The 17,763-nt window shown below is 59.8% G+C and carries 16 protein-coding genes and 2 pseudogenes; 5 read left to right on the top strand and 13 right to left on the bottom strand.

Translation table 11 applies throughout. The annotated features are described in order from the left end of the window. Window positions 1–63: 63 nt before the first annotated feature. Window positions 64–2,943 carry a molybdopterin oxidoreductase family protein gene (locus tag ACFDAU_RS13325; RefSeq protein WP_413437383.1) on the bottom strand — a complete coding sequence of 960 codons (2,880 nt, stop codon included), beginning with the start codon at window positions 2,941–2,943 and terminating at the stop codon, window positions 64–66. A gap of 289 nt (window positions 2,944–3,232) precedes the next feature. Here ACFDAU_RS13325 and ACFDAU_RS13330 point away from each other — a divergent pair, with 289 nt between their 5' ends. Further along, window positions 3,233–3,538 carry a hypothetical protein gene (locus ACFDAU_RS13330; RefSeq protein WP_413437384.1) on the top strand — a complete coding sequence of 102 codons (306 nt, stop codon included), beginning with the start codon at window positions 3,233–3,235 and terminating at the stop codon, window positions 3,536–3,538. 1 nt (window position 3,539) lies between these two features. On the opposite strand, the gene ACFDAU_RS13335 is transcribed toward ACFDAU_RS13330, so the two are convergent. From ACFDAU_RS13335 to ACFDAU_RS13360, 6 genes are read right to left on the bottom strand one after another with little or no spacing between them, the layout of a single operon-like run. Next, window positions 3,540–5,015 carry a BatD family protein gene (locus ACFDAU_RS13335; RefSeq protein ID WP_413437385.1) on the bottom strand — a complete coding sequence of 492 codons (1,476 nt, stop codon included), beginning with the start codon at window positions 5,013–5,015 and terminating at the stop codon, window positions 3,540–3,542. A gap of 23 nt (window positions 5,016–5,038) precedes the next feature. Continuing rightward, the gene (locus ACFDAU_RS13340; RefSeq protein ID WP_413437386.1) at window positions 5,039–6,916 is read right to left on the bottom strand and encodes a vWA domain-containing protein; all 1,878 of its coding nucleotides are present in this window, start codon (window positions 6,914–6,916) and stop codon (window positions 5,039–5,041) included. Next, complete coding sequence (locus tag ACFDAU_RS13345) at window positions 6,841–7,869, bottom strand: VWA domain-containing protein (RefSeq protein WP_413437387.1); 1,029 nt, start codon at window positions 7,867–7,869, stop codon at window positions 6,841–6,843. The genes ACFDAU_RS13340 and ACFDAU_RS13345 overlap by 76 nt, the downstream gene beginning before the upstream one ends. Then, the gene (locus ACFDAU_RS13350) at window positions 7,812–8,258 is read right to left on the bottom strand and encodes a hypothetical protein (RefSeq protein WP_413437388.1); all 447 of its coding nucleotides are present in this window, start codon (window positions 8,256–8,258) and stop codon (window positions 7,812–7,814) included. Before ACFDAU_RS13350 ends, ACFDAU_RS13345 begins: the two co-directional genes overlap by 58 nt. Next, complete coding sequence (locus ACFDAU_RS13355; RefSeq protein ID WP_413437389.1) at window positions 8,255–9,232, bottom strand: DUF58 domain-containing protein; 978 nt, start codon at window positions 9,230–9,232, stop codon at window positions 8,255–8,257. Before ACFDAU_RS13355 ends, ACFDAU_RS13350 begins: the two co-directional genes overlap by 4 nt. Before the next feature lie 18 nt (window positions 9,233–9,250). Continuing rightward, window positions 9,251–10,207, bottom strand: coding sequence for an AAA family ATPase (locus tag ACFDAU_RS13360; protein ID WP_413439548.1), 957 nt, complete (start codon window positions 10,205–10,207; stop codon window positions 9,251–9,253). Window positions 10,208–10,544: 337 nt separating this feature from the next. On the opposite strand from ACFDAU_RS13360, the pseudogene ACFDAU_RS13365 reads away from it, so the two are divergent. Further along, a pseudogene (locus ACFDAU_RS13365) lies at window positions 10,545–11,131 on the top strand (chromate transporter); the annotation flags it as partial. 1 nt (window position 11,132) lies between these two features. Beyond that, a pseudogene (locus tag ACFDAU_RS13370) lies at window positions 11,133–11,543 on the top strand (chromate resistance protein ChrB domain-containing protein). Window positions 11,544–11,545: 2 nt separating this feature from the next. On the opposite strand, the gene ACFDAU_RS13375 reads toward ACFDAU_RS13370, so the two are convergent. From ACFDAU_RS13375 to atpG, 4 genes are all read right to left on the bottom strand, one after another. Further along, window positions 11,546–12,049, bottom strand: coding sequence for a TlpA disulfide reductase family protein (locus tag ACFDAU_RS13375; protein ID WP_413437390.1), 504 nt, complete (start codon window positions 12,047–12,049; stop codon window positions 11,546–11,548). Next, a complete protein-coding gene (locus ACFDAU_RS13380) occupies window positions 12,021–12,875 on the bottom strand; it encodes a hypothetical protein (RefSeq protein ID WP_413437391.1) in 855 nt (284 codons plus the stop codon). The genes ACFDAU_RS13375 and ACFDAU_RS13380 overlap by 29 nt, the downstream gene beginning before the upstream one ends. Before the next feature lie 75 nt (window positions 12,876–12,950). Next, a complete protein-coding gene (locus tag ACFDAU_RS13385; RefSeq protein WP_413437392.1) occupies window positions 12,951–13,085 on the bottom strand; it encodes a hypothetical protein in 135 nt (44 codons plus the stop codon). 36 nt (window positions 13,086–13,121) lie between these two features. Then, the gene (atpG, locus tag ACFDAU_RS13390; RefSeq protein WP_413437393.1) at window positions 13,122–13,985 is read right to left on the bottom strand and encodes a F0F1 ATP synthase subunit gamma; all 864 of its coding nucleotides are present in this window, start codon (window positions 13,983–13,985) and stop codon (window positions 13,122–13,124) included. A gap of 212 nt (window positions 13,986–14,197) precedes the next feature. Between atpG and ACFDAU_RS13395 the strand changes: the two genes are divergently transcribed. Together ACFDAU_RS13395 and ACFDAU_RS13400 are read left to right on the top strand one after the other, a co-directional pair. Beyond that, window positions 14,198–16,180, top strand: coding sequence for a PhnD/SsuA/transferrin family substrate-binding protein (locus ACFDAU_RS13395; RefSeq protein ID WP_413437394.1), 1,983 nt, complete (start codon window positions 14,198–14,200; stop codon window positions 16,178–16,180). Beyond that, complete coding sequence (locus ACFDAU_RS13400) at window positions 16,164–16,793, top strand: response regulator transcription factor (RefSeq protein ID WP_413437395.1); 630 nt, start codon at window positions 16,164–16,166, stop codon at window positions 16,791–16,793. The genes ACFDAU_RS13395 and ACFDAU_RS13400 overlap by 17 nt, the downstream gene beginning before the upstream one ends. Before the next feature lie 10 nt (window positions 16,794–16,803). Here the strand turns inward: ACFDAU_RS13400 and ACFDAU_RS13405 are convergent, their stop codons facing one another. Next, entirely contained in the window at window positions 16,804–17,286 is a 483-nt protein-coding gene (locus ACFDAU_RS13405) for a C-GCAxxG-C-C family protein (protein WP_413437397.1), read from the bottom strand. A gap of 42 nt (window positions 17,287–17,328) precedes the next feature. Then, window positions 17,329–17,760, bottom strand: a complete 432-nt coding sequence (locus ACFDAU_RS13410; protein ID WP_413437398.1) for a F0F1 ATP synthase subunit epsilon — start codon at window positions 17,758–17,760, stop codon at window positions 17,329–17,331. Between the last annotated feature and the right edge of the window lie 3 nt (window positions 17,761–17,763).

Raw genomic sequence — 17,763 nt, forward strand, 5'->3', positions numbered from 1 at the left:
CTTTCAAATTAATCAAGCCGGGCGGCAATGCCACCCGGCGAAGCAGGGATCGGCTAATGATTATTATTCGCTAGGCTTGTCGTCGCTACGGGTACTATAGCGCAACGTATCCGGACGCTTGCCATCGTCCCACGGCAAAGGTTTGAGCGCCGGAAATTCCGGCCAGCTACCTTCTTCACCCGCCGCGGCTTTGGAGATTTTGACGCGCAAATCGAACCAGGCCGCCTGACCGGTGACCGGATCGGAGTTGGTAATGCGACGCTCACCTTGTTTGGCCGGCAACAACTCGGAAATCAGATGGTTCAGCAGAAAGCCTTTAGTGGCTTCCGAGGCATTCGGCTTCAAACCCCATGCACCGCCCTGCTTGCCGATGGCGTTCCAGGTCCAGACAGTGTTTTCCTGAGTACCTTCCATGGTACGCATCTGGCAGCGGATTTTGCCGTTATGCGACTCGACCCAAATCCAGTCATCGTCCTGCAAGCCCATACGTGCAGCCTGGCCACGGTTCATGTACATGTAGTTTTGTGCCAGAATTTGGCGTAACCACACGTTCTGCGAATCCCAGGAATGGTACATCAGCATAGGACGCTGGGTCAGCGCAAAGAACGGGTATTCATTCTCGTCCACACGCGCCTGCTCGAGCGGCTTGTACCATAGCGGCAACGGGTCAAAATACTTGGCCAGCCGTTCGCGATCTGTCTGATTATTGGGCTGCGGGCCATCGTACAAGCCCTGCCCTGCCAAACGGAATTTTTGCAGCGGTTCGGAGTAAACCTGCATGATGATGGGCTCCGACTTACCGATGAAACCCACCTCCGCCGCGACATCCAGATATTCTTTATTGGCGAAACGGTTATATTTCTGACTATCCGGCCAGTGATGCGCAAAGAACGACTCGTTCTCGATGTATTTTTCCCACTGCTTCGGATTCGGCTCGCCTTTGAGCGACTTTTCGCCGTCCTTTCCACGCCATCCGGCGAGGAAACCCACACCCGGAGAACGTTCGTAGTTGACGATGAAATCGGGGTAATCCTTGAACTTGCGCGTACCGTCCGTATTAGTAAACGCCGGGAATTTCAGGCGCGAAGCCATTTCCACCATCACTTCCTGCCATGGGCGCACGTCACGGTCAGGCTTGATCAGCGGGTAGCGAATCGCATCGGCGGCCGCATCCGGCTCCGAAATCGGTCGATCCAGCAACGAAATGGTGTCATGACGTTCCAGATATGTGGTATCCGGCAATACCAGATCGGCAAAGTTGACCATTTCGGAATGGAACGCATCCACCACAACCAGGAACGGAATCTTGTGCTGACCAGGTTCTTCCGGGTCTTTCTCGCGCAGCATATCCTGGACATTTTTGGTGTTCATGGTGGAATTCCACGCCATGTTGGACATGAACAGCATCAAGGTATCGATCGCATACGGGTCATGGTTGGTGGCATTGGTGATCACCATGTGCATGAGGCCGTGCGAAGCAATCGGAATCTCCCAGGAATACGCCTTGTCAATCCGTAACGGATTGCCATCGGCATCAATTACCAGATCTTCGGGACGCATCGGGAAGCCGAGCGGCGTACGCGACAGCGGCGTATTGGGCGCATTGATCACGTCAAGATTGTTTTCCGGCAGCTGATGCGGCGGTACCGGCTTGGGATAAGGGGCGCGCGCGCGGAAATTGCCCGGGCCGTCCAGCGCACCCAGCAGCATCTGGATCAAATGCACCGCGCGGCAAGCGTGAAAGCCATTGGAATGCGCCGCAATACCGCGCATGGCGTACATCGCCACCGGGCGGCCAATCACCTTGTCGTGTTTGCGTCCCCAGCTGTCGGTCCACTCGATATCCAGTTCGACGGTTTCCTTGAACGCCACATGCGCCATTTCCAGCGCCATGCGTTCAATGGTTTCGGCGGGCACACCGCATTCTTCGGCGACGCTGGCCGGCGCGTAGCGGTCGTCCAGATAGCGCTCGGCGGTGAGGCTCATCACAGTGCGTACCGGGCGGCCATCAGGCGCTACAAAATCCCCGAACAGCGCCGGAGCGATGTCCTTGTCCAGACCGTTGATGAAGGTTTCCTTTTCCAGATCCCACACCAGCGGATTGCCCGCCTCGTCGCGTAAAAACAGTCCGTTGCCCTGCTGTCCCGGCGTATCGACGACCAGCCAGGCGCAGTTGGTATAACGAATCAGGAATTCCCAGTCGAACAACTCTCGCGACAGCAGCACATGCACTACTGACAGGGCCAGCAGGCCGTCCATGCCAGGCTTGATGGGGATCCATTCGTCGGCAATGGCGGAATAGCCAGTGCGGACGGGATTTACTGAAACGAACTTGCCGCCATGGCGCTTGAGCTTTTCCAGGCCGATCTTGATCGGATTGGAGGAATGGTCTTCGGCCACCCCCCACATGATGAAATACTTGGCGTAATCCCAGTCCGGGGCGCCAAATTCCCAGAACGAAAAACCAATCGAATACAGCCCGGCAGCCGCCATGTTAACCGAGCAAAATCCGCCATGTGCCGCCCAGTTTGGGGTGCCGAACTGTTGTGCCCACAGACCGGTGAGCGCCTGCATCTGGTCGCGCCCTGTAAAAAATGCCAGCTTGGAAGGATCCGTCGCGCGGATGTCACCCAGACGCTCGGTGAGCATGTCCAGCGCTTCATCCCACTCGATCTCAACAAACTCCCCATCACCCCGCTCGGATCCTGGCTTGCGCAGCAATGGCTTGCGCAATTTGGCTGCAGAGTATTGCTTCATGATTCCCGCCGACCCCTTGGCGCACAGCACGCCCTGGTTGGTCGGATGGTTGCGGTTACCCTGTATGAAACGGACTTTGTCCTCTTCCAGGGTGACTTTAATACCGCAGCGGCAGGCGCACATATAACAGGTAGTGAACTTGATTTCCTGTTTGTCGTGGTTTTCGATTTTGACGATAGTGTTCATTAACTAACTGATTATTATGAATTGAGTAAATAGTAGCGTATTATTTTCTTCTAATATTGTCGCTTACAATCCGCTAACTAGGCAAACCACTCATTTTATAGCCCCATAAATCTTTTTTGGTAAAAAAATTATTTGGGCCTGTATGGCCTATATGGATGTCGCCACGAATTGTGAGTCCCGATATTCCATGTTAGAGTATTAGAGATTTCTATAACTCTATCCTGTGCCAGGATGCATTGGCATTTGGGTTCCTATCGAGCGCACGCTCAGCAATTACAGGAGTTTTGCAGTGGACAAGAGCAACTTCAAGGAAAATACGCGTTACACCATCACTTGGCGTGCACCGGACGGAAAAATGCGTCCCGCCAACATCTACGTCTACAAAATGTTTGATGCCAACATGATTGCGCGCATGACCGACAGCGGCGGCCTGCTGCACAAAATTGCTTACGCCGATGTCCTCAAAATCGTCAAGGAAAAAGCCGTGGACAAGGAAAACCAGTTTTTCATTCCTGCCGCCGTGCTGGACGAAAAGACGTGGAAAGACCGCACCGTAATGGAACGTTACTCCTCTTCCCCACATATGGGAAAGTAAGTCAGCTTGAGCATTTACGAAAACGGAGCCTGGCGCTCCGTTTTTTATTGCACCTGACAGTCCGCAACACGTCGATGGCGGATTGACGCAAGTCCTGATAATTTCCTCCTCCAGCGCTACTCACTCCATAGCAACACGCCTGCAACTGCTGTACCAGTTGTCGCAACGTCGTATTTTCCCCATGGTGCAGTGCCATGGCTGCCAGCCACTGGTTTAATGTGGCAGCACGCAAGTCACCGGCGCCCGGATCAAAATCACGCAACGCCTGACTCAACTCGCTGCAATCAGTGGCGGCCTCTATCCGCCGCAACGACGCGCGGCGCACCTGCCAGCGCTGGTATTGCCGCCAGCAAACATATGCCAGCCAGGTCACAGCAACCAGCAGCCCGGCAATTACCGCAAGCCGGGCGAGCCTGTGCCAGAGCGGATTCACTGCTGTTATGGCAGGGGGCTGGACAACAACGGATTCAATACGGCCACCAAGCGGATCGTAATAGGGCAACACCAGTGTCGGCAGCCGCATATTGCCTGCGCGTAGCGGCTGAAACGGCAGCGTCAGCCGCCAGGTTTGGGCCAGGGTGTTGGCGTCGCCAATCTGCTCTATTTGCGCTGGATAAAATCGCAATGCGTCATTATCCGCGAGCACAGGCAACAGTTTGGCCAGACCTTCTGCACTCAGGCCTGTGCCGCGTACGGTCAGTATCCAGTTCACCGGGCGATCGAGCACCAACGTACCGGTGGGAGTCCGGGATCTCACCTCGATTTTGCCGATCGGCACATACACCGGCAGATACGCAGGCGCCGGCCGGGTGTCGAATTGCAGCGACGGCAGCGCATAGCGCAGTCGCTTGCCAAATTTGAGCGCTTCCAGCATGGGCAAATTCACCACGCTGGAGCCAGCGCGCAACGGCATGATGGCCCAGGCCCGGCGATGCACGGTGACAGGCGTACCATCGAGTATTTCCTCGTGCTGTGACGAAACCAGTTCACGAACATGCACAGCTGCCGGCGGTGGTAACCAAAGCGGCGACCATTGCAGGCTGCCATCGTCGTAAATGTCCAGGACCAGCCTTGCGGTCTGACGCGTGACCAGCCGCTCGGGATGCAGGGTGAGTTTGAACCACACGCGCGGCACATCAGCACCGGAGGGGCGTACCTCCAGCACCAGCGGCCGGCTGCTGGCGCCGGCAAAACGCAGCGCAGGAAACAGTATGCGTCCGCTATGCAGCGGGTACAGCACCAGCGTCATGGTTTGGCTGGTGACCTGCCGGCCATGGATGGTCTGCGTCTGGGTATCGCTGGAACGATGGTAAATATCAAAGTCCGCCTGCAGCGTGTTTAATTTCAATTCATCCAGTGATTCCCTGGCATGCTCGGTACTCAAGGTGACAGTAACCGGTTCGCCCAGCGTAATTTCGGACTTGTCCATGTGCGCCAACAATGCCGCGCTGGCCCATGCCGGCAGGGCCAGCAACATGAAGCATCCCCAGCGCAACCACTTCACCATGGCAGCAGGCCTCCGTAATCCTGGTCATCGTGGCGCGCATCCAGTTGCAGCAACTGCTTCTGGATGGCTGCGTTTTTGTCTGTGGTCAGTTCAAGTTTTTTCAGTGTCACGCGTGCAGCTTGATCAGACTCAGGCACAGAAGATGACGCAGCAATACGACTGTTCAAGGCAGCTCGATGCGCTTCCGACTGCTGGCCGGATGAATCAATTTCAGGTGAGATTTTTTTATCCGAGTCCACGATAGTGACCGGCCGATCGTCGATTGCCTGATTCAGATCACCGCCGACCCGGCTGCCACGCCGCCCGAGTATGCCCGCGCTATTGGTAGCGCGTTTGCTGACCGCCGACAGCCGCCCAGCAGCGAGCGCCAGATTGGCACGGGCATTGGCGTCGCGCGGGCGCGAACTCAGCACCCCCTGATACGCGTCTGCCGCTGCTCGAAAATTACCGGCCGCGAAATAACTGTTGCCCAGGTTATATAGCGCATCGGCGCGCATCGGCGCGTTTTGCGCTGCCAGCATCGCGCTGGTGAATTGACTGATTGCCGCGACATAATCGCGCCGTCGATACGCCGCGGCACCGGCGCCCATGCTTGCCGGGTAGCCTTGCATACGCCCATACAACGCCTGCGCCTCGACATAATTGCCGCTACGGTAAGCAGCGTAGGCCGCCTGCGCGGTGTCGGCATCGGCTGCGCGCACATTCGGCACCACCCCGCCCCACGCCACCATGCCCACCAGCAGCCACCCCGCGACCTCAGGCCGGATGGCGCGCCACCGCAGCGGAAAATGCAGATATAGCAGCAGCAACCATGCCGGCAGCAGACACCATGCGTACAACTCACGCCAGGTTTGCGCCGGATCTACCGGGTGCGGATTGCCGGGCAAACCCAAAATGCCGCGATCGTACAAGGCCTCCCAGTCGGCATCGCCATCCTGCACGGTTTGGTAAGCGCCGCCGCCGAGGCGGGCCAGCGTGGCGAAGCCATGCTCATCCAGGCGGCTGGTCACCGCACTGCCGTCCTGCTCGACCACACCACCATCGGGTAGCGGGATGGTTGCGCCAGCAGGTGTTCCCACTCCCAGTACATACAGCGGCAGGTCAACCCGTTGCAAACGGCGCGCGGCCTCCAGTGCTGCGGCGCCCGCAGTACCTGAGAGCGCGCTGGCATCACCATCGGTAAGTAGCAGCACTGCGCCGCGCTTGCCCGGGCTTTGCGCCAGCAGTGTTTGCTGCGCCAGTTTGAGCGCAGCGGCGATATTGCTGCCCGGCGTATCCAGCAGGCCGGGTTGTGCCAGCGGCAAATCGGCGCGCACAGCATCCATGTCGCGGGTGAGTGGCAGCAACAGCCCGGCGCTGCCGGAAAACACGATCAGCCCGAGCCGTTCGCCATGCAGACGCGGCAACAAATCAAGCAACTTCAATCGGGCGCGCTGCAGACGTTGCGGCGACACATCCTGCGCCAGCATGGAAGGCGACACATCCAGCACCACCATCACATTCAGTTCATGGTGCAACGCTGCGATCCTGTGTTCCGGTGTGGTCAGTAGCGGCAGGCGTGGCCCGGCGGCGGCACAGGCCAGCAACAGCCACGCCAGCATATTGACAACGCGGCGCACATTGGACGGCGCGCCGAATGTACCGCGCACTGCCCATGGCAGCAGGTGCGCATCGGCATAATGCAGCACACGTCCGCGGCGCCAGTGCAGCAGCGCTGCCATCAGCAGCGGTTGCAAGGCCAGCATCAGCCACCACGGGTTGCGCCAGTCCAGTTGCGTCAGCTCGCCCAGACCGGTCATGCCGTCACCCGCCGTATCGCACTCAGTCGCGCCAGGCTCAACAGCCCCACCGCCAGCAACAGCGGCAGCCAATACCATTCCTGCACCACCCGGCGGGTGGCGGGGCGCACGACAGTTTTTTCACGCTGGCCGATGTCATGGATGACACTTTGCAGCGCACCACGATTGCCCGCCTGATAATAACGCCCACCGGTGGCAGCGGCGATTTGCGTCAGCCCCGGTTCGCTAACGGTTTTGGCGGGTGCCTTGGGACGCCCGGCGGCAAACAGGTCGCCGCCAATCTGCACGGTGTAAATCGGCACCCCCATGTGGCGCGCCAGCGCGACTGCCTCGCTGGGGGTGATATCGCCTGCGGTACTGTCTCCATCGGTAAACAGGATCAGCGCCGGGCGCAGGCGCGGCTGCGCCCGCAATTGCTTGAGCGCCAGTCCGATGGCGTCACCGATGGCCGTATCGTCACCGGCAATGCCGACTCGCAGACGCGCCAGCATGGCGCTCACCAGATCCCGGTCAAACGTCGGTGGCACCAGCGTGCCAGCCACGCTGCCAAATGCAATCAGTCCGAAACGATCGCCCTGACGTCCTGCCACAAAACGCGTAACGATGTCTTTGAGTACAGCCAGACGTTCCACCGGCTGGCCGTCCAGTTCAAAATCGGTGATGCTCATGGTCCGGGACGTATCCACCAGCAGCACGATTTCGCGCCCTTGCGGAGTTTCCGGCAGCCACGCGCCGATCCATTGCGGCTGCGCCAAGGCCAGCACCAGACAGAGCTGGGCAAGCAAATCCAGCCAGCGCACAAACCGTCCGCCGGGCTGCGCAACCTGGCTGCGCGCCAGCAACCCCAGCTGGGGATGAATCAACGCCACACTGGCCGGTTCCTGGCTGACACGTTCACGCCGCCAACGCAGCACGGCTAGTACGAGCAGGGGCAATGACAAAACCAGCCAGACTGGTTGCGCCAGATTCAGCATCGGCCTGCCCGCTTCAGCCAGATGTCGACCTGAGTGCATAGGCGCGTCCATTCACCCTCTTCCAGGCCGGCTCCGGCCTGATAACGCAACGCATCCAGACGGGCTATGGCTTCTGCCCAGCCGGGGTGTTCGGCGACCGGCAAGGCAGGCGGCGGCAAGTCCGCGTTTAGCTGCTGCAGTTGCAATCCCAGCCGCAGCTCGGATGCCAGGCGATAGGCAGCTTCGTGCTGGCTCACACTACCCGCAGCGTAAGCTTTCCTGAGATGCTGCAAACGCTTGCAACAGGCACGGACACCACGCCCGCGCCAGCGCATCCACAATCCCGGTAGCACCAGCGCCGCCAGCGCCAAAACCAGCCACCACGCGCTGTAGCTGGAAGCAACGAGCAGCGGCCTGACCGGTTCGATGATGTCGATCAAACCGCTGGTTGGGTCATTCATGGCAGACGCATTTCTTGCAACAGCGCATACGGGTCGGCGTCGGCCAGCAGACAATGCAAGCGCACACCGATGCGTCGAAACAACGCCTGCTGTGCGGCCTGGCTGCTGCTGGCCTGCGCCTGATACGCCGCACGCACCTCGCGCCTGCCGGTGTCTACCCAGCAGCGCGCCGTGGAAGCCGCATCCTGGAATGCGATCAGGCCGACATTGGGCAACGCCTGCTCAGTCACATCCAGCACCTGAACTGCCTGCACCTGGTGGCGGCTGGCCAGACGCAGCAGCGCAGGCATATCCGCCTCGCTCAGCGCATGGAAATCACTGATCAACACCACGTTGGAACCGCGCGGCAATTGCGCATCCAGCCGGTCGAGCAAGGCATGCAGGAGCGGCATTTCCGCGGCAACCGGATCCGTCAGTGGCGGGCAGGGTGCAATCGCCGCCTGCGCCAGTTGCATTGCGCCCGCTGTGCCATTGCGACAGGGCAGCGTCATCGCATCGGGTTGCCAGAGCGTGCCGCCGATACAGGTATTGGCCCGCGCAGCGCCAAATCCAAGCGTGGCGGCAATGCGCGCGGCTTGCGCCACTTTCAGTCTGGTGCGGGTGCCGAAACGCATGCTCGGGCCGCGGTCGATCACCACATGCAAGGCAGGCTGGTGCTCTTCCCGGTAAATCTTGATATGCGGCCGGGCGGTGCGCGCCGTGGTGCGCCAATCCATGCCGCGTATGTCGTCCCCAGCCTGATAGGGCCGCGCTTCCTCGAAATCCAGACCGCTGCCCAGATACACCGAGCGAAAATCCCCGGCGTGACGGTGCTGCGACTCCCTGAAATAGGGCGCTGCCTGTTGTGCCTGGATACGATGCATCAGTTGGGCGAGTTCTTCTGCATCCAGCAACGGCGCATGCGTCTCCACCGCAGCGGGCCGGCCGACGCTCAGGGCAACCAGGCGCTGCCCGAGTGAGGCCAGCTTAGCCAAGGATGCTTTCACAGCGGGTTAAGGGACCGGCAGCGCATCCAGCAAAGCCTGGAGCAGGCTATTGCGCGACACGTTTTCCATGCGTGCGTTAAAGCTCGGGATGATGCGATGGCGCAGGCAATCCGCGGCGACCGCATGAATATCGTCCGGGATGACATATTCCCTGCCCTGCAAATACGCATGGCCGCAGGCCGCGTGGGCAATGGCAAGGGAAGCGCGCGGGCTGGCGCCGACCTCGATCATGCCGGCCTGATCCGGCAGCCAGTGCGCAATATCGCGCGTCGCCCCGACCAGGGTCACGATATAGCGTTCCAGTGCAGCGTCCAGATGAATCTTTCTCACTTCCTCGCGCGCCGCCAGCACGGTCTGCACATCCACTTTAGGCAGGGATTCCGTGTCGGCAGCGTTGCCCATACGGTCGCGTTGCAGTATGCGCAACTCATCCTCCGCACTCGGATAGGTCAGTTCGACATGCAACAGAAAGCGGTCGAGCTGCGCCTCCGGCAGTGGGTAGGTGCCCGCCTGCTCCAGCGGGTTTTGCGTGGCCAGGACCATGAACAGCGGCGGCAACGGCCGGGTTACGCCCCCCACCGTAATCTGGTGTTCCTGCATGGCTTCGAGCAAGGCGGACTGCACTTTGGCCGGCGCCCGGTTGATTTCGTCCGCCAGAATGATTTCGTGGAACAGCGGCCCCTCGACAAAGCAGAAGCTGCCTTCCTGGGGATTGTAGATATCGGTGCCGGTCAGATCGCCGGGAAGCAGATCGGGAGTGAACTGGATGCGCTGAAAACGGGCGTGAACTGCTCCCGCCAACGCTTTCACCGCTGTGGTTTTGGCCAGCCCTGGCAAACCTTCCAGCAGCAGATGCCCGCCGGTCAGCAGTCCGATAACCAGCCGGTCTAGCAAGGCCGACTGACCGACAATGGTATTTTCCAGAGACTGGCGTAGCGCGATGATTTTGGGCTGATTTAGCATCATTCGTTCCTAACATTGGACAGCATGCCGCCACACGAAACCAGGGTGTAGTGTATTAACATTCCCAGAAACGTAACATGGTTAATGCGAACCACAATAATCCTGAAAAAATCAGTTAGCCACAGAGAACACAGAGTTCACAGAGGCAACGGGGTTCGCAGGGATGGGCGGCTTGTCGCCCAATTCGCAAAAACCATTGGTTGCCGTAAATATTGGCTTCACCCATCAGGTGGGGCGGAAAAAATAGGTGGAAACCGCTTCATCTCTGTGCCCTCTGTGTTCTCTGTGGCTTGAATCGCGGTTTTTAGGATAATTGCGGTATTTACACCGCTATAAAATGACCACGAAAATTATTCCCATCTCCTACCCACCCGCGCCAGTCAGCTTGGGCGAATCGCTCAAATACTGACTCAAGCTCGGTTCCATCAGCTTCGGCGGCCCGGCCGGGCAGATTGCCATGATGCACCTGGAACTGGTGGAACGGCGCCGCTGGATTTCCGAGCGGCGCTTTCTGCATGCGCTGAATTACTGCATGCTGCTGCCCGGACCGGAAGCGCAGCAGCTCGCCACTTACATCGGCTGGCTGACTGATGCACGGGGTGAAAGGCGGGGTCGCGGCAGGCGTGCTGTTGGCGCTGCCGCCGTTGCTGATTCTGATTGCGCTCACCTGGGTATACGCATCTTTCGGCAGCCTACCGCATCGGCACGCGCGCGCTCAGGTATGGCGTGCTGTGGGCGATTGCGGTGGCCGCCTTTGTCGCCATTTTCGCGCTCGATATCCCCTTCCCCTACATCGTGCTGGGCGCAGCGAGCCTCGGCATGGCGGGCGGCAAATTCATGCCGGACAAATTCAAGGCCGCGGGCAGTCATGGCACATCCGGCAGGGACTACGGCGCAGCGCTGATCGACGACCAAACGCCCACACATCGCCTGCCCGTGGCTGATTGCGCGCTTTATCGATGAAGCGCCGTAATTTCTGTACGTGCCGGCAAGCGAAGTACTGGAGGTGGCCGCACAAACCGGGGCGGTTCCCTATGATATTCCCGGCGTGGAGTATGGTCATGACTGCGAACGATGCAGCTTCGATGCCTTCCTGATAAAACACCATCTCGACGAGCCCGGATTACAACAACTCGCGCTGATCGTGCGCGGCGCGGACACCGCGCGTCCGGATCTCGCCCCCGAAGCAGCGGGTTTGCTGGCGATTTCACTGGGCTTGTCACGCTGCTTTTCGGACGACCATGAAATGCTCAGGCACGGCATGGTGATCTACGATGCACTCTATGCCTGGTGTCGTGAAGGACGGGCGGAAACTCACAACCGGCCGCCAGCTTGAAACTAGTGCGCTGGCAGCAGCGCCATGAGTTTTCCCAGGGAATCGGGTTCATCCCATTCCGTACCACCGAACATGACGTAACGCACGCGACCCTGTGTATCCACCACAAAGCTGGAGGGCAGAGCAAAGGCTTTCCACGCTTTCAATCGGCTGGCTTCGCGATCCATCAAGATGGGAAAAGTAACCGGCACCTGCTTGAGAAAAGCCTGCACGTCACTGTTTTGTTCACCCACATTTACCGACAAAATCGCGAAAGGCTTACCGGCCATGCGTTTTTGCAAGCGCTCCATCGAGGGCATTTCCTTGAGACAGGGCGGGCAATAGGTCGCCCAGAAATTTACCAGGACAACTCGTCCGCGGTAACTTGCAAGGTCAAATTTTTTACCACTCATATCGGACAGCGCGAGCGCTTTGGCCGGATAAGGCGCAACAGCATGCAAGTCGGCATCGGCCGCGTGTGCAGTGATAAAAAACAGACTAAGGATGAGGGCGAGCAGCGGGCGCATGAGGGGTTCCGTGAGCGGGTGAATCTGACGCAAGCTTGCGCCAGGCATTAAACATGGTGGCGCCGAGTCGCCGGGATTCCTGGAGTTCGTGCTGGCTTTGATTCGGGCGTTCATAAAAAGCATCCCGTACCCCCGGCAAGATCGTTACGTGGACTTTGCTGCCTCCGCTTTGCAGCGCGTCTTTCAGTTTGTCCAGCCACCAGAAACGCGGGGATTGCTGCGGTTGCAACAGCGCGACACTGAGCCGGACATGGCTCGTCGCAGGCAGAAAGTGCAGCGCTTTGCCGGTGTCTACCTCCTCGACCAGATCCGGGTAGATCAGCACGGCGCCGGATATCTTGGGGGGCGATTTAGCTTTTTTTACATGCGGCTCCTGCTGTAACAGCTGTGCGCCATTGAGCAATGGAATCACGTTCGTACCTGCCCCGGCAAGGTAGAGCTTTTTGCCATCGTGCAGCGCAAATTGCAGCAGGGCTTTCATGTCGGAAGCGGGCACCTTGTCGCGACTGCTACGCAGATCGGGCAGATCATACGCAGACAAACTGTCTACCAACCATACCTCCACTCCGTGCGCGGCGAAATATCTGGCTGCGGCTTGCTCATAGCGTTGTTCGCCATACTCGGCCCCCATCCATAACAATCGGTTCTGTCCTTGCGCCGGATAAACGCTGTAGCTCAACACCGCGCCGGACGGCGATTTCCAACGCTTATTTTGCGCATGCGCAGCTGCCTGTACCTGGCTGCTACCCAATGCAGTCAGTAGCAACAGACTGACCAGCATGCCATACAAGACGCGATTTAATTCATTAAAACCCGGAAACTTCATAAGATATCTGCAGAGCATAGCGACGTTACAGGCAAAGTAACTGCTCCGATGTCTAGTCGCAATGGTACACACTGCTCAGGGCACGGTTTCTTCGGCCCTGCGCTTTACATCCCGGAGCTTGCCTTCTTCCATATCCTGCTCGCGGATAGCCAGGCCGGAAAAGATCCATTCCTCGATGCTCACCACGTCCACATGGATAGTCATTGCCATGGTGTTTGCCCCATTGGTCCGTTATGGCTGGATCAATTAAACCGCGGCGGCGCCGCCGACAATCTCGGAAATCTCCTTGGTAATCGCCGCCTGCCGGGTTTTATTGTAAATCAGCCGCAACTCGTCGAGCACGTGGCCCGCATTGTCTGTCGCCGCTTTCATCGCCACCATGCGCGCACCCTGTTCGGAAGCCATGTTTTCTGCCACCGCCTGGTAGATCAATGCCTCCACATAACGCCTGAGCAATTCATCCACAATGGTTTTGGCGTCCGGTTCATAAATGTAATCCCAGTGCCCATAGGGACTGGCGAGCTGCTCACCGTTGAGCGGCAGCAATTGCTCCAGCACCGGTTCCTGTTTCATGGTGTTGATGAAGCGCGTATAGCAGATGTAAAGCGTGTCTATCCGGCCTTCACTATAGGCATCCAGCATGGTTTTCACCGGCCCAGCCAGCCTTTCCATGTGCGGCGTGTCGCCCAATGCCACAGCGTACGAAACGACGTTGGCTCCCATTCGCCGCAGGAAACCGAAGCCTTTGCCGCCGATGGCGCAAACCTCCAGCGCCATCTTCTGCTCCTCCCGTTCCTTCATGTGGTTAAGCGCCAGGCGCAGCGCATTGGTGTTCAGGCCACCGCACATTCCCTTGTCGGCGGTGATCAGTATCAACCCGGCGTGGTTTGCCGTTCCACGCGCGACCAGGAATGGGGATTTGTATTCCGGGTGTGCGTGGCTCATATGCGCAGCCACATTGCGGATCTTTTCGCCGTAGGGCCGCGCAGCGCACATGCGATCGCGCACCTTGCGCATTTTGGATTGCGCCACCATTTCCATGGCGTAGGTGATCTTTTGCATGTTCTGGACAGTTTTGATCTTGGTCCGGATTTCCTTGAGGCCAGCCATTCGTCGTTATCTCCAAACAAAAAGTCTGCTCGCTGATGCGAACAATGCACCGTTGTAGAGTAGGCGCACCAGGACCATGCCGCCAGTGGACAGATCATGTACCCGGCTAGGTACTTTTCCTTAGGAATGAATGTGTCTGGAGGCTTTCGGGCCGTTTGAGAGAAAACTGGCCCCGGCGCAGACTCATTGCAGATGGCCATTCCGCCACCAGGATGCTGCATTCGGATCAGGGCAACCCGGTATGCCCGTCGGATTACTCGGCGTTGCTGAAAGAACTTCTCTACAATTGTGAAGGTTTGCGCGCTGCAGACGGATTTCGGGAACATGAATTGATGGCATGGATGGGACAGAGGGAAGTGGCGATGGACGGCTCGAGCGCTGCATTGGTGCTCGAACAGTACCGGCAGGCCCATGGGCGGGTAGTCCTGTTTCTAAGCATTGTGGCGGCCATGCTGACACTGTTGCTCGCTGCGCCTGCGCTGGCCAGCCCGCCAGTGCGGATCGGCGTCCTCGACTTCCTCGGCTCCGATGCCGCTTTTTCCGACTGGTCCCCGATGGTGGCGCACCTCGAAACGGCCCTGCCGGAGCGGCGTTTCGTTCTTGCTTATTACAACGTCCCCGGCCTGCGGGAAGCCGTGCGCCGGCAGGAGGTGGACTTCGTGATTACCAACGGCGGCCAGTATGTGGCCCTGGAATCGGAATTCGGTGTCAGCCGCATCGCCACCTTGGAGTCGCCCGGCGTGCCCTCCCCCTCGCAGGCCATCGGTTCGGCGGTGATCGCCCGCGCCGACCGGCGCGATCTGAACGTGCTGTCTGATCTCAAGGGCAAGCGTGTGGCCGCTGTCGGCGAGGATGCGTTCGGCGGCTTCCAGGTGGCCTGGCGCGAGTTCCGGCGCCAGGGCGTCGAACCGGAGGATTTCGCGCGCCTCGACTTCCTCGGCTTTCCCATGCCGCGCATCGTCACGGCCGTGGCCAGCGGCCAGGCTGACGCAGGGATCGTGCGCGCCTGTCTGCTGGAAGAGCTGGCGCGGGCCGGAACCATCCGGCTCGCCGACTTCAAGGTGCTCTCGCCGCGCCGGGTGACAGGCTTCGCCTGCGGCCTGTCGTCCGATCTTTACCCGGATTGGCCCATCGCCACCCTGCGCCATACCGATCTGCACCTGGCCAAGGCGGTGGCGACGGCACTCCTGTCGATGCCGGCATCTCCCAAAGGCTACGCCTGGACGGTGCCGGCGGATTACCGGGAGGTGCACGAACTGTTCCGGGATTTGCAAATCGGCCCCTATGCCTACCTGCGCGAGACCACTCTGCAAGCACTGGCACGCCGCTATTGGCCATTCATGTTGCTTTTTTTCGCGGCGCTTGCCGGCTGGGTCGTGCACACCGTTCGCGTCGAGCAACAGGTCCACGCCCGCACGACGGCGTTGCGTCAGGCGCTGGCGCAACGGGATGCGGCCGAGGCGGGGATGCGCGCGCACCAGGAGCAATTCGACCATTTGTCCCGCCTGTCGATCCTGGGCGAGCTGTCCGGCACCCTGGCCCATGAATTGAACCAGCCACTGACCGTCATCGCCAACTACGCCCAAAGCCTGGTACGCCGCCTCGACAGCGGCCGCTACACGCCCGCTGTGCTGGCTGAGGCGAGTCAGGAAATCGCCACCCAGGCAGAGCGCGCCGGCGGCATCGTGCACCGCATCCGCGCCTTCGCCCGCAAGCGCGCCGCAGTGCGCGAGCGGCGCCCGCTGGCCGATCTGGTGCGGGAGGCCGCCGCCCTGTTCGGCGGCATGCTGCCGGGCGCACCGCACATCGACATCGCCGACCGCCTGCCGGCTGGCACGCAGGTTGAGGCGGATACCGTGCAAGTAGAGCAGGTTCTCCTCAATCTGCTGAAAAACGCCGCCGACGCCATGCAGGGCCTGCCGCCCGATGAGCGCGCCATCGAGGTTACGCTGGAGCGCGAGGGGCGCAACTACCGGATTTCCATCCGTGACCATGGCGCCGGCCTGGCGCCGGCGTCCGCCCAGCACCTGTTCGAACCTTTCTTCACCACCAAGCCCGACGGCATGGGGCTTGGCCTGTCGATCTGCAAAACCATAGTCGAGGCGCACGGCGGACGGCTGTGGGCCGAGGCCAACGCCGGCGCGCCCGGCATGACGTTTATTTTTACGCTGCCCACCGATGACCTCATCCCTTGACCAAGCCCTGATCCATATCGTCGACGACGACGCGGCGCTGCGCCGCTCCCTGGTGTTCCTGCTCGACTCGGTCGGCTGGCGCACCCAGGCCCATGCCAGCGCCGAGGAATTCCTGGCCACCTACCAGCCGGGCGCGCCCGGCTGCCTGGTGCTGGACATCCGCATGCCCGGCATGAGCGGGCTGGAGCTGCAGCAGGTGCTGCGCGCCCAGGACCGCACCCTGCCGATCATATTCATCACCGGCCACGGAGATATCTCGCTGGCGGTGCAGGCCATGAAGCAGGAGGCCTGCGATTTTCTGGAAAAACCGTTCAAGGACCAGGTGCTGCTCGATGCGGTGACCCAGGCGGTGCGCCGCAGCTCCCGGCAACTGGCGGCGGAGCGGCGCCACGACCAGGCCCATGCGCTGCTGGAACGGCTGTCGCCGCGCGAGCGGGAGGTGGCGCTGCGGGTGGCGCACGGCCTGCCCAACAAACTGATCGCGCGGGAGCTGGACATCAGCGAAAAGACCGTGCATGTGCATCGCCAGCACGTGATGGAGAAAACGCACACCGGTTCCGCCGCCGAGCTCGCGCGCCTGATGCTGCGCGCCGACCCGGCCGACCCGGATTGAGGGAGCGCGCTTAGAGCATTTCTATTACCCACTTGGTAACCGTGCCGGTTGCGTGAGCGCATTGATTCCCGCGTGCCTCGTCAAATGCCTTATATTCTTCGGCATTCCACATGTCATAGGTTCGGCCGGTAAACTGTCTCTGCAGTTCCTCGCAGGTGATGCCGCCAAACTCTGCCCGGAACCGCTCCACAAGTTCTTTGTTTTTTCTGAAATTATTGATACAACGGCCTTTATCGAGCTTGTCGCGGTCACGGCCGAATTTCGCACTCAGCGCCAGCAGCCCGCCTGTCAATGCACCGCAAGCACCTTGCGCCATCAACCCGCCGCCGCCGGAAAGCCCATGACTGGCTTTGATCGTGCTGTCATCAATAATACCAACGCTTTCCTGAACGGCGGTCAGAACACATTGCGGACAACAGCCATAAGCCAACTCATACTGCAGGGCCTTGCGGTAGGCATTCTGCGCAAGCTCCCGTTTTTCTTCCGTATTCATGCCGGCCTCCTGAATCCCATGCGCCAACCTGGCGATTTGACCTTAAAGCCCCTTCTTGCTGTGGCGCAATTTCTGGACGCCCTGCAGATGCGCAAGCGCTTTTGCCAACTCCACTTCCAGCTTTGCATACTCCATCGCCGTGACGCGGTTTTTCATGGTTTCTTCGACCTTGCGCTTTTCATCCCATAGCTTGCCTTCCTCCATGGTCTTCTCCCGGATAGCCATGTCGGAAAGAATCGTCACTCCCTGGGGCTGTACCTCCAGCATGCCGCCGGAAACGTAAACCACCTCCTCCTGCGCCTGGTGCGGAATTTTCAGCCGCACGACGCCGGGCTTGAGGCGGGCGATCATTGGCGCATGCCTGGGGTAAATGCCGACCTCTCCCATTTCCGCCGGCACTACGACAAACTCCGCCAGGCCGGAAAAGATCAATTCCTCGATACTCACCACATCCACATGGATAGTCATTGCCATGGT

This window comes from Sulfuriferula sp. GW1, assembly GCF_047300855.1.
In the GTDB taxonomy this organism is placed as follows: Bacteria; Pseudomonadota; Gammaproteobacteria; order Burkholderiales; family Sulfuriferulaceae; genus Sulfuriferula.